General features: G+C 64.4%; 4 protein-coding genes. All 4 read right to left on the bottom strand.

The window, feature by feature from the left end; genetic code table 11:
* Nucleotides 1-11: 11 nt before the first annotated feature.
* Genes ACILSQ_RS24330 through ACILSQ_RS24315 form a run of 4 tightly spaced genes read right to left on the bottom strand, consistent with a single transcriptional unit; the run spans nt 12 to nt 12,952 of the window.
* A complete protein-coding gene (locus ACILSQ_RS24330) occupies nt 12-1,343 on the bottom strand; it encodes an AAA family ATPase (RefSeq protein ID WP_395746275.1) in 1,332 nt (443 codons plus the stop codon).
* Between the two features lie 56 nt (nt 1,344-1,399).
* Nucleotides 1,400-4,621 carry a hypothetical protein gene (locus tag ACILSQ_RS24325; RefSeq protein WP_395746274.1) on the bottom strand — a complete coding sequence of 1,074 codons (3,222 nt, stop codon included), beginning with the start codon at nt 4,619-4,621 and terminating at the stop codon, nt 1,400-1,402.
* Nucleotides 4,618-8,961, bottom strand: coding sequence for a hypothetical protein (locus ACILSQ_RS24320; RefSeq protein ID WP_395746273.1), 4,344 nt, complete (start codon nt 8,959-8,961; stop codon nt 4,618-4,620). The genes ACILSQ_RS24325 and ACILSQ_RS24320 overlap by 4 nt, the downstream gene beginning before the upstream one ends.
* Before the next feature lie 31 nt (nt 8,962-8,992).
* The gene (locus ACILSQ_RS24315; RefSeq protein WP_395746272.1) at nt 8,993-12,952 is read right to left on the bottom strand and encodes a hypothetical protein; all 3,960 of its coding nucleotides are present in this window, start codon (nt 12,950-12,952) and stop codon (nt 8,993-8,995) included.
* Between the last annotated feature and the right edge of the window lie 38 nt (nt 12,953-12,990).

The following is a 12,990-nucleotide window of genomic DNA, read 5'->3' as shown; positions in this document are numbered from 1 at the left end:
GCTCAGATGTCTCAAGATTTGAAGGCGGCGCGCAGGGCATGCTGCAATGCATCAATGACCTGGTCCGAGTTCCGGCCGCCGGCAATGGCGGAGGAGCTCAGACGGATGCGATGCCGCAGGATGGGATGAAGCACGGACTCCAGATCACGCTGCGTGGGTGAGGCGAAGCCGTTGTCAATGTTATTGTTTAGAAAGGCGGTGACGAGGACAGCCTCCGTGAGACGCTCCATGCCGCGCGGGCTGGAACCGGAAAGCACGCCGGGATAGGCATCGCTGGAGAGAGCCTCCAGCATGTGGCCGGCGAATTCGTGTTCAGCCTTGTTGCCGGAGCTGTTGCGGGCCCACTCCTTGAGTTTCATGCGCACGTCCCGCGCCTGCGCGGAAGCCGCCAGATCCCCGCCCTCCACCGCCCAGCCGCCGCCTTCATCCGCGCCGCCGCCAAGCGGGCGAGCGTGGCTGAACCAGACAAGCCAGCGGATTTGTTCAGCCAGTTCGGGCTTCTGCTCCATGAACTGACGCTTCGCCTCGCGTCCTGTGAGCATGTCCCGCAGCATCGAAAGGAAGATCACGGTGGCGATTTCGAAGGGCGGCGGGTCTTCATCGCGCTTTTGATGCTTCTGGATTTTTCCCAGTTCCTCCTGGTTCGGATAGGGCACCAGCACCTTCGCCATGAAGCGGTCGAGCTGCGCCTCGGACAGCTCATAAGTGCCTTCCATTTCGATGGGGTTCATCGTGGCCATGGTGCTGAACACGAGCGGCCAGCGCCGCGTGACAACAATCTCCTGACGAAACATCCTGGTGATGCCTTCGAGGGCTTTCACTTCCACGGCGGTGCGGAGTGCCTTGGTGCCCCGTCCCGCCTGGCTGACCTGTTTTTCTCCCGTGGCTTCCAGCAGCGCGGCCTGCACCTTGGCGCTGGCACGGTTGATTTCATCCGCCAGCAGCAGATTGGCGAAGATGGGGCCGTCCGCCCAGACCTGTCTCGTCTGGCCGCCATCAAGATCGATGCGCTGCGAACCCAGGAGGTCCGATGGCATCATGTCAGGTACGAACTGTACGCGGTTAAACTGCAAGGCCCCCAGCAGGGAGGCGACTTTTTTGCAGGTCTCTGTCTTGGCCAGACCGGGATTGCCTTCGAGCAAAACGTGCGCACCGGAGAGGAGGGCCACGAGCATGAAACGAATCATCTCCTTTTGTCCCACAATGCCGGAGGGATTGTCCTCTTCATTGTATTGAATGGCCGCCTCCAGGCTGGCAAATGCGCGCTGGGCCTCGCGCAGATCAATGGAGGCATCCGTGTTGATTTCGACGGTTCCTATTTTGATGCTTTTGGAAAGATTCATGAGGGAGGCAGGGATGTCTTGAGAGGTGAATTGTTAGCGGTTTTACAGTTGCCTGGCTACTGCCATGTCGTCGCGCGCCGGGCGGAGTGACCGCCTTTTGCGTTTTTCTTCGAGGTGCCCGCGCCCCAGGCGGCGAGGACAAAGGAACTGTCCGCAAGCAGAACGCAAAGGAGCAGGGCGAAGCTGTAGCCACCGGGCAGCCACAGGGTGCCTTCGTGCGCGCTCAAAGGCAGCAGAATGCCGAAGGCGAGGGCCATGACGGCCAGCATGAAACCCAGCACGAGGGAGGCAAGACGGAGCACCGCCTGGCTGCTGCGCACCCAGAAGCTCCTGCCCTCAGGCAGCAGCCTGCGCCATGCAAACGCCAGCGCCAGCACCCCTGCGGGACCGATGGCGAGGACACGCGCGGAAGAAGCCAGCGAACCGCCGTAGCTGGTGATCCACGGTTCCAGCGCGGCGAGCGCTGCCGTGCCCGCCAGAAAGCTCAGCCCCCAGCCGGCCAGCGCCGCCGCCACATATATCCATGCCACGGAGCGGCCGCCTGCTGCAAAGTGGCGCAGCCATTCCAGCACGCGGCCCAGGGCGATGCTCAGCAGCAGACTGCCGCCCACCGCCGCCAGGGCCACCACGCACCAGCGACTCCACCCCTGAAAGCGCGTGGTCAGCCGCGCGGGGCCGTCCTTGGATTTGTCAGACCTGCTTTGCTCGATGAAGGCGCTGGTGATTTCCTTGGACCAGACCGCAACGTCCTTGTCAGTAATGCCTCCCCAAAACTCCGCACGCACAGTGTCCATGTTCAGCGGCGCCTTCGCGGCGGACGGTGGCGTGTTGCCAGCACCGGGCCACTGTTTGAGCGACTCCTTCAGCGTGAGCCCGTCTCCCAGTGGAAAGGGCGACATGAGCCGCGTGGAGCAGGCCTTGAGCCGCTGCTGACGGAAGGCGATGTCGCTCTGCACCGCTGTGCGCGGATCGGTGGGAGGTGTGCACAGCAGCACGGTGAGCACCGGATCGGTGGGAAGCCTGAGGTGCGCCAGTGAAGGCAGCTCCTGGAGATCGCCGTCATCACCATCCGTGAATGCGAGCGTGGAACCGGCGGTGGGACCAGACGCCAGGGAGGGCCCGAGGTTCGGTCCGCTTTGGTTCTTCTCCCCGTCGTCGTAGAGCTCGTCCAGCTCTTTGAGCGCGCTGTCAAAATCAGCCCTGTTTTCTTCTCTCAGCAGGCCCTGTTTCACCCACTCGAGCTCGGCGGCCACAGCCCGCAGGCGCCATGTGGTGTCGGCGGCGGCGAGAGTCGGCCGCGGCTCCTTTTCATAAAACACGCCGATCTTCACGGCACGCCACCAGCGCGAAAGCCAGGTGGAGGCGCCGGAGGAATCGTGGCCGGAAAGTTCGGTGAAAAGTTCATCGCAGGTGCTTCTCACCACCTGCCGCTGCTTCGGAGTCACGGCCTTGTGCGCACCGACTTCGATCTCCACCACGCCTGACACCGGAGTCAGGAGGGGCGTGAGGGCCGGCCCCGCCCACCACAGCGCCCATGCCGTGCCCGTGCAGACCAGGGCCAGCAGGCAGGCCGCGGCAGGCGGCGACTGCTTGAAGAACTGCCACCAGGTGTCGCCTTGATTGCGCGGCTGAAATTTCCAGGCCGCCAGCCAGACCAGCAGCCCCAGCGTGAGGCATGCGAGCGGCAGGCCCACCCGCAAAAATTCCTTGGGCGTGGCGAAGGTGGCGGGCCAGGGCCCCGGCAGCGCCACTTCCAAAACGGCGCCCACGGCCCTGCCATCGAGCATTGCCTGCGCCCTGATACCAGCATCTGGCATGATGTCCGTCAGCACCACCTGCACCGCCTTGCCGTCATCCGCCACTTCGAGCCCCTTCTCCTTCAGCGCACGCGCCCAGTTTTCCTGGGGAAAGGCAAACCACCAGCCGTCGATCCTGGGCGGAGCCGCCCGCACACGGCCACCCGGCGCGGCTTTGGCGATCTCGCCGGCGGCGAGATCGCAAAGAGTGGACCAGGCCTTGTCCAGCGGACGCGGGGGTGCTTTGAGAGCTTCCGGTGCGGCGGTGGGCCTGGTGGTGGCTGGTGCGTCTCTTTTAGCGGGCAAAGGAATGTATCCCGTCCAGCCCTGCACGGCCGGCCTCCAGGTGAAATCATTCTGAAACGCGGCCACCTGATGCTGCAATTGAAACGGCCTGCCCGTTTTGGAAACGAGGGTGACGGCGTCTTTCCACGCACCCACGGCGCCATCGCCGGTCCGCTCCGGCTCAAAGCAGGTCCAGGGAGGATTGGCATGCGCCGCGCAGTCGAGCCAGCGCCCGGCTTCAGGCGCCGGCCCACGCGCGAGAACGGACTCCGCCAGGCAGTGCAGCACGGCGTTTTTCATGGCCAGTGTCTTCAGCAGTGCGTCCGTATCGCCCGCCGGTTTCTCCGGGCAGACGAGAAGATTCACTTCACTCAGGCGGCTGGCTTTTGATCTGGCGGGCCGCTGTTTGATCATCCAGGGGTAGTCGCCGTTGAGCATGAGCTTCGGCTCATCGGGCGATTGCTTCCACTGCGCCACATCCTCCAGACCGGCCTCCTGTTTCAGCCAGTCCGATTTCACCCGCGCGCCCAGCCCCGCGGGTGGCTGGGCGAGCCAAAGGTGCAGGATGGAGAAGTCGTAGATCCAGCGCGTGCTCTTTTGTTTCCAGTCCTCGGAGTCGGCCTCAGGCGTGGCCCAGCCGAGATCGCCGAGGGTCATCCCCTTGGTCTCGCTCTCCTTCCACTTGAGAACACGCGGGCGGGAGGACCACGGCGCTGATTTCTCGTCAAACTCAGGCGGCTTCACCGGCAGCAGCAGCGGACGCAGGCTCTCCCAGCGGCTGCCTTCGAGGGGAATGCCGCCGACGAAGAGCAGATCAATGACACCGCCCTCCTGCGGTCCATCTGGAGAAGCATTCTTGGCTTTGAATTCATACGCCAGTGTGTTGTAGGCATGGATCTTCCCGATCAGGTCATCGAGCGCAGCCTGGGCCTTGGGTCTCAATTTCCACGCGGCCTCCACGGCAGGTGCTGCAGATTGCGCGGAGCCGGCTGGGACCAGCCTGCGCATTTCCGCGTCCATGTCCGCCAGGTCCTTCTTTCCTTTTTTGATGTCGTCGGCGACGGCTCCGTTCCAGACTTTGCGGATTCTGGCAAGCGGTGAGACGAGCCGCGGCGGAGCCTTGGCCTCCTGGGAGAATCCGGATGAGGCCGCCAGCACGAGCGTCACCAGCAGACAACGGTGAAGATGCATGGTCATGGCTGCGCCACCTCCATGGTCGGATTGAAATAGTCCTTCAGCTCCTGCGGATCATCATCACGCCAGAAACGCATGAGCCAGGCCGAGAGGGTGAGAAACTCCTGGGGCGGCTTCTTCAGCATGTCGCTGTGATTTTTTTCAAACTCATTCACCACCTGCCACAGAAAGGGCGCCTTGGCGTCTTCGCGGCCCTCGCCATTGAGCAGGTCATCAATCGCCTGCCCCCAGCCGCCGCGGCAGGCAGAGGTGAGCGCGCAGCCGTTTTCTGGCAAAGCGGTGCTGGCCACGCCGCGCCAGCGCTCCACCACGGAGTCGATGCCGGTGCGCTGGCCTTCGAGCGACTGACGGAAGAAGGGCTGCGCCAGCGCCTTGCGGAAGGAAGGCGCCAGGATGAAGGACTGGCTCTTCGCCCCTGGGACGGTGAGGGCCTTTTCATAAAAGCCGCGCCAGAACGCGGACTTCTCCTGCAGGGCGGCCTCATGCAGATGGAAGAGCAGATCCATCACCTTTCCCGGCGTGGCGGCGCCGCCCAGCAGGCCGGCCTCGTGGAATCCGGCGGCGGCCGTCTTCATGGCGTTGGCAGCATCACGCATTTTTTCCTGCAGTTGCGCGGGCAGGCCCTGGTCTTCCGCGCAGGCGGCAGCCAGGCGCACCGCGCCATCCAGGCTGATGACTGGCTCGCCACGGCGGTCACTGCGCAGGCTGGAGTCGAGGGTGACAAAGAGGCGGTCCGTCACCACCTTGTCGTCGGGCTCCTTCTGCAAACGGGTGGCGATGGCGATGTTTCTGACGGCGCCGTGAAAGGCGTTCTCCGAAAGAGTGCGTGCATCCGCCGTGTCATGATGCTCCGTGCGCGCGAGGATGCCGAGATTGAGCTCGGTCCAGAACAGCTCGTGCTCAAAGTTCAGCATCTGGTTGCGCCGCGCGGCGTCTTTTTCCGCCATGATGGCGGCCAGGGTGCCGAGCGCGGCCTCATTGAGACGAAAGAGATCGAGCATCAGCGGGCGGTTCTTCATCATGTCTCCCTTCAGGCAGACGTCCTGCACCTGGGGAGTGCCTGCGCAGAGGAGAGCCAGCGCGGGCCACCAGTCGCCGCCTTTGGAGCCGGCGGAATGGAGATCGAGGTAGCCGTTTCCAGTCTTCCAGTCAGAGCGGCTGAAGAAGAGCAGCCAGTCCACCCAGCCAAAGAAACGCTGCACGCGGAGCGCGTCGGCTGCATTCAGCCCGTCCGGATCAGCCTTGATCAGATCGATGAGGTCGCTGCGCACGCGCAGAAAATCGCGCACGGTGTTTTCGCCCACCTGCTTGAGGCGGTCGCCGTAGTCGCGGGCGATGATGTCGCGGTCCCCGCCCGTCCACGCTGCGGGAAGCAGGGAGCCGTCGGCCTTGGCGTTGCCCAGCGCGGCATCGAGCTGTTCGCGCAGCATTTCCATCCGGCTGCTCTCATTGCGGCGCTCGCGGCTGAGGAGGAGACGGCGCAGCTCCTCCAGAAGGCTGCCGCGTTCCATCGCCCGCTGCGGATGCGGCGCAAACACCCGCGCGACCAGTTCGACAGGAGTGGGCAGAGTCTCAGGCAGACCGCCGCGGGGATTGTCCCTGGCCCCCGCCGGCAGAGACAGCGAAGCCCCCAGGCGCAGGTAGCAGCGCACGAGATGCACCGCCGTCTCGATGGCGGGCTGGCTCTGCAAACGCTGGTGAATCATCTGCAGCATCTCCAGCTTCGGCGCATCGTAGGAGCGGCCTTCGCCGCCGCCAGCGTCATTGATCTTGCTGTTGGGCAGAAGCACGGTGGCGTTGCAGACAAATTCCAGAAGCGCAGGCTCCGCATCAGAACCGAGCAGCTTGATGAGACGGCTCACCAGCACGAGGCGGAACTGGCCGTCCACCGTGCGGGTGGAGGCATGCTGCGCCTTGGTGGGTACGAAGCGGAATGGCAGCGAGGGCTTGCGCCCCTGCAGTGGCAGCACCGGGCCGTCCCAGTCCGTGGCCTTGCCATCGATTTTAAACGGATGAGACTGCCATTCTCCGGCAGTCAGCAGATGCTCCACCCAGGTGGCCTGCTCCCAGATTTCGGGGCTGGCGGCCGCCTCCGGCCAGTGGGACCAGATCAGTTGGGTGAGTCCCTGGATGTCGCTGGCGGCGGGCCGGGTGTCGGCGGTGGTCGGCTGCTGCTGTTCCAGCAGCCAGCGCAGCACGCGGAGGTCGGCATTGATGCTCCAGACGCCGGTAAAAATCTCCCCCGGCTTGGTACGCCAGATCTGCGGATGCGTGATCCGCGCGAGGCTGCACACAGCTTCATGGCAGTCGAGCGACTCCGCGGTGTCGAGAACTTTAAAGAGCTGCGCGAGACGCCGGGGCTGGCCTTTGCTCCAGTCCGCATGAGGCCAGGCGCTTTCCTGCGCGCCGGGGCAGAGCAGGCGCAGCACACCATGCACCCGGGCGAGAGGGAGAAGCAGCTCTTCAAACACATGCTCTTCGAGCGGACTGTTTGCCAGCACCTGGCGGAAGTCCCTGTCCATGACGATGTCTTTCAGCACGCCGGTGCGGAAGGATAGGGCTCCCTCATCCCAGCGCAGGATGGCCCCTTTTGGCTGCTGAACGCTCTGGCCGGTGTGCGAGTCTGGCAGATCGAAAACACGCCTGCGGATGCCATGGGTGACTTCAGTGACCCATTCCGGCACCTTGCCGGCGGGACCAGAGAGCGGCTGCACGAGGCGGTCCACACGCAGGGCCATTTTGAAGCGGCGCACAAAACGCTGCACGGGCTCGGTGTTGCTGGAACCGGGCTGGAGGGTGTCGAGCACTTCCAGCGTGGCCTCGGCGAGGGCGGACTTGAACTGGCGCAGGCTGGCGTTGCGCGAGAGGTCCGCGCCCTGACGGCGGCAGTCGCCGAGGTGGTCGAGCAACGGCCGGAACTCCGCCTCGGCCTTGTCCATGGCGGTTTCATTGTCGCTGGCCGCCTTGAAGCGGCGCAGATATTCCATGAGCAGATGACCAAGCAGGGGGCGCTCCACGTGGGCTTTGACAGCGGGAGGTGAAACGCCATCGAGCAGGTGGCGGTACACGGAGTCGCTGAAGACGAGCCGCGTGGTGGAGGCGCTTTTCCAGGCCGGTGAGTCAGGCTCGCCGTGCGTGAAGACGTGCAGCGCAAGTTCATGCCGGTGGTCCGCGCGCCAGCCGCCGTTGAGAGCGGCCGCGAGCACGAGGCCGCCGCCTTTTTCACCGCGCACGGCCTTGGGTTTGAGAAGATCGTCGAAGAGCTTGTCCTGCAGGCTGCGCGGGAAATTGTTGCGGTCGTAGTACTGCCCCTGCACCATGGAGAAGAGGCGGCTGAAGACCTCGTCGTCATCCGGCTGGCAGAAGGCGATGATGCGCGTGGTGAGCGCACGCGCGGCGTCGGCGCTGCCGAGAAGATGATTGATGATGCCGGACTGCTGATGACACCAGACGAACCATTCCACATCGCAGTTCGCGGCGGTGAGCCCGAGGGCCTCGGCGGCGGTGGAGGCATCACAGGCGACGGCGAGCATCTCCAGCAGGCGGCCGGTGGCGCCGCTGCGGAGCGCCTGCTTTGCCCGCAGCTCGCCGGCGGCTTTGCGGAGGAAGGCGGGAATGCCTTTGCCTGAATCTGGAGCGAGCGCGAGAAGGGTTTTGCCGGCACCGGGCCAGGATTCCACTTCGAGACCGAAGACGTGCAGGCCGACGCGCGTGCGGATGCCGCGCCATGAGGCGCGATGGCCCTGGGCGAGAAGCGGCTGATAAACGGCGGCGTCCGAAGGGGAGCAGACATCCCAGTAGTTTTTTTCGAAATGGGTGGTGACGGCGGACATCTCGCCATCGCGCGCCAGATCTTCGAGAAAGCGCATGTTGGCGATGACTCCCGGACTGCCGGCAGACTCCTGGCCCAGCTTCGGCAGCAGCTCATCGCGGACACTGTTGGCGGGCAGCCTGCGGCGGAGGTAGCTCAGAAAGTCGCCGTCCTGGGCGGCACTGGGCAGTCCGCCCGAGGCGGTGAGATGTTTTGGCAGATCCTTGTACCCGGCGCCGAAGACATCGAAGGGACCGGCGGCCTGATCAAAGAGAGCGGGGGTGAGCTTGCCCTGGCTGTTGGAGATCCAGCGGCGGTCAAAGTAGGAAAGCAGCACCGTGCGGGCCTTGCCCCCATCCGGCCCCGCGGCCATCTGCTTGAGCACATCCGCCGGAGGAATCACGCGCGCATTGGCAATGCGGAGGCCGTACTCGAGCTTCATGAGGCTGTTCCGCTCCGCGAAGGCCTGTGACGCGACGCTGAGACAGAGCAGCACGGAGACAGAGCGCACAAACAGCGGCGGGCGTTTCATGAGAGGAGAAGGCGGAGATTCCATGCCGGGCCTACCTGGCCTTTTCCTGCGTTGTGGGTTTGTGGGCATCAAGCCACGAGTCAAAGTCCTTGCCCACGGTGGAGGGCCATTCGATGTCGTTGAGCTCGCCGAGCATGCCCCAGAGCGCGAACACTTCATCGAGCTCGACGATTCCAGCCTTGGGAACTGGGGCTTCGACCGGAATTTCGACCTTGGTGGTGTTCTTGATGGCCTTCAGGCTTTCGGCCCAGCTTTTGATCACACTGGAGACATGCGGGGTGACTGAATAGGAGCTGGAGTCTCCTGAGCCGGGGGCGGCGGACTTGCTGGCGGCGAGCACCTGGCCGAGGCCGAGGCGGCCGGGCATTTTGAAATCCTTCATCGACTGTTTGGAGAAGCCCGCATAGAGCCCGAAATCCACGGCATCACGCGCAAACAGATTGGCGGACTCCCTGGCCCCAGCCGCACTGAGCCAGCTGGCGAGCACGATGTCCTGAAGGCAGAGGTCCGGAATGTCTGACAGGGTGGGAGCTTCCAGAAAGGCGGCGCGGCGTTGCAGAGCCTGTGTCACCCACCCATTGAGTTCGTTCCCAAGTTGCGCGCCATCCACATTGAAGGGCCATTTGCCGGGCTTGAGCCCTGACTCAAGCCTGGCAGGCATGCCGCTGCGCGGAACAGCCTTCAACTGGCCGCGCTCCCCCTCAAACTGACGTTTGATGAGAAGGGCGCGGTCCTTGAGCTGCTGCACCGCCATGGGCGGCAGGTCCAGGCGTTCGGGGGAATCCACCGCAAGCTTGGGAATAGCCCCGCTGTCCACTTCCTGCAGCCGCGCGCTGGTTCCGGCATTGTTGCCTTTGAAAGTCCCCGCGCCGGGCCCGGCCTGCTCGGTGCCTGGGTCCTTGATGCTGGCGATCTTCGTTCTCACCCCACGTGGGGCGGCCATCACCACGGCCAGGCTGTTGGCCAGGCAGGTGTCCGAACTGGCCGCGAGATTTTTGTGCCAGGTCTCCGCTGAAGCGGAAATGAGCTCCGCCATGGGCGCGGCCACCTTGAAGGTGGGCTGCACGGACTCCACCTTCACCGGCCTGGCCTTGGTGTCATTTTTTGTGGCAAAGTAGATGCTGTCTTCTGGCTTGAGCTGGTAGGCCAGCACCACGTCCCGCTCAGGCGGGCCGGCATTGTCTGAGGCGGCGGCGTTTGCATGCGCCACCAGCAGGGCCTGGCTGCCGGCCACCACGAGCTGCTGACCACCGGCCTTGATGACGAGCTGCCGCGAAAGGGTGAACTGGATGGCCTGCCCGAGCCTGCCCGCTGCAATGACATTCAACGCGGGGTCATACACGGCGAGCGGTCTGCCCGCTGTGTCTGAAATGGGCGCGGAGTCGGCGACCTTGAAAAAGGCAGGCTGGGGTGTGGCGCCATCCGCATCGGCACTGGGCGCCGGAGCAGCCGCATCGGAGGGGGAGGCGAGCGCGAGCTTGGTGTCGGTGGCGACCCCAATGTTGAAGGTGTGGAACTGCTCTGAATTCCATTCCACCAGCACCGGCCCGGCCTTGGCAATCCTGAGATTGGTGAGCGAAAGCGCGACGAAGTTCTGCTTTGGCATTTCGACCTGCTCGATGTCATCAGCAACCTCCACCGTCTGCGGGGTCTTGCCGTCTTCAGCGAATCCAGCCACGAGGAGCTCGCCTTTCTTCGCGTTGCGGGCGCGCCGCCGGGTGACCTCCCCTTTTTCATTGGTGAGCAGCAGCTTCGTATCCCCGCTGCATAGGAAGGGACGGATGGCACCATCGCTCTCCTTCAACTGGAGTTTGATCGCCTGCGTGAGCCTGACGCTCTCCTTCTGGGCGATCCAGGCCTCCCCCGGAGTGAACTGGGGGTAGGGCCAGACGGCGCTCTGCGGACGCTCCCACCAGGCGCTGACGACGGTGGCGTCCTTGGGCGCCTCGCGGTCGGGATTGGGATTGACCACCACGTTTTTGAGCGGCACGCGTCCGGTGGTGGTGGCGAGCTCCTCATCCTCGGCGACGAGGCTTGTGTCTCCGGAGCGGCACTCCACGGTCATGGCCTCGCTGCTGTCGCTGCCGGCACGGGCGATGACGCAGTTGTGCGCCATCGGGGCCAGATCATCCTCCTCGTGGGTGAGCGCGAGATCGACGAGCTTGCGCGGCGTTTTGTGATCAATGATGTTCGTCTTCAGCTCGTCCACGGGACGGCTCTCTCCCGCCCATGAGAAGACGCCTGCATCCAGGCTGGTGGATCTGACCCAGACGCCGGTGGCGGCGGCATTCACCAGCACATGCTCCGGAAGAGCCACGACCACGGACCAGCCTTTTTGAAAGTTCAGCGTCATGGTCCCCTTCACCTGGTCACGTATCCTGACTTCCGTGACGGTGCAGAAGGTGGGGCGCACCGTGGAGGGCGGAGCACCGGGCACCTTGCTGGGCAGGAGAACGGTGGCGCCGGTCTGGGGGTCTCCCAGCGGCATGTGGGAGAGCACCTTCATGCCGGTGATGACCTCATCCCCCCGCACCCAGCGGGGAGTGTCCGAGCCCTGGTCCTTGACGCAGACGAAGGCCTGGGCGTCAAAACCGCGGATGGGATCCGCATCACCGGAGGGAATGATGGCGATGAGCTCGACGGTGAGCTTCTCACTCAGCGGAGCGCCCTGCTCCTCGGCCATGCGCACCAGATGGCGGAAGGTCATGTTGCCCAGCACAACGCTCTCCGCCCTGACCTCCGGCTTGGGCATGAGCAGGAGTTCGGGCTCCTGCCCCGCGAGCTGGCACATCTGCTTGTAGGCGGGGCTGCCGACGAGCAGCTCACGCGCGCCTTCGATGCCTTTGTCCGCATAGGCTGCAAACAATTCCTTGCCCTGGCTGGCCCCGACCATCACTGCAAGCGGACGGAGGGCCGTGTAGTCGCCTGACGTGAATTCGCCGCCGGCTTTGTCATACAGCGGAGCCAGATGAGCGGCGCGGCGCGCGCCCGTTTCGGCGGTGAGGGACTTCAGCGTGTTGTTCAACTGCTCCTGCCAGCGCTCCCGCGCCTCTGCATTGGGCAGCAGCGAGTAACGTGTGATGCACACTGCGGCCTCGATGGTGGCGCGCAATGTGAGATTGGACAGTTTCGCCGCCTGCTCGGCAAGGCGCTGCTGGGAGGTGGGGTGCCCAGGGATGATCTGCGCGAGCGTGACGGCCTTTCCCTCCACGGCGCGGTCCCAGGCCATCCGCACGAGCGCGGCGGGGTCCTTGTGAATGTCCTGAAATTCGTGCGAGAGACCGACGGCACAGAGTTTTCCAAACGCCGCGCTGACGGCGGTGGTGGCAGCGCCGATGCCGCTGGTGCGTGCTTTGACAAAGAATTCCGGGTCCACGAGATGCAGCGTCATGACGATGGACGCGGGCCCCACGACATCGTCCGGCAGCACGGCCAGGTTTTCGGGATAGACCACTTCAGCGGCAATGTTCGCCGCGAGCCCCACGGCGACGGCTGAATGAGTGGCACGCAGGTCTGGCTGAAGGGCGGAATATGCGCGCAGATAATACCAGGTGAAACGCTGGATGGCCGGAGAGGCCGCGCTCCAGGCCTCCTGGCTGGCTTTGTAAAGCTTGGAGCTGTCATCCCAGAGGATGGGCATCACCCCGCTGGGTACATGAGACGCCCAGGCTTTCAGGTCACAGGCGCCTGAAGGCTCTTCATCCCCGAGAAACTTCGCCAGGGTGGCCGCATCAATGCCGAGGCCCTTGAAGGAGTTGAGCACCAGTTTTGTTTTGGGGCGCGCCTCCTCAAGGCTGGCCGTCATGACTTCCAGCGGCGTCTTTGCCGGAGCAGCGGCGTCCGCGCTTGGAGCCGCAGCCGGCGCCGGCGCCGGTGCCGCAGGCTGTGCTGGCGCGGGGGCCTGCGCAGGTGCCGCGGGCGGACTGGTTTGCGCGGAGGCCATGGCTGCAAACAGAGTCATGAGCAGGGCGGTGATCAGTGATTTGTTCATGTGAGTGATGGGGTGGTACAATTTCTGTTCGCTGCGAG

The sequence above is a fragment of the Prosthecobacter sp. genome (genome assembly GCF_044227185.1).
Lineage (GTDB): Bacteria > Verrucomicrobiota > Verrucomicrobiia > Verrucomicrobiales > Verrucomicrobiaceae > Prosthecobacter.
Note: the sequence above shows the minus strand (reverse complement) of the source record. Positions and strands in the feature narration are given on the sequence as shown.

Coding starts and splice junctions, on each gene's coding strand:
- ACILSQ_RS24325 (WP_395746274.1), bottom strand. CDS start 4,621: ATGACCATGCATCTTCACCGTTGTCTGCTGGTGACGCTCGTGCTGGCG.
- ACILSQ_RS24315 (WP_395746272.1), bottom strand. CDS start 12,952: ATGAACAAATCACTGATCACCGCCCTGCTCATGACTCTGTTTGCAGCC.
- ACILSQ_RS24330 (WP_395746275.1), bottom strand. CDS start 1,343: ATGAATCTTTCCAAAAGCATCAAAATAGGAACCGTCGAAATCAACACG.
- ACILSQ_RS24320 (WP_395746273.1), bottom strand. CDS start 8,961: ATGAAACGCCCGCCGCTGTTTGTGCGCTCTGTCTCCGTGCTGCTCTGT.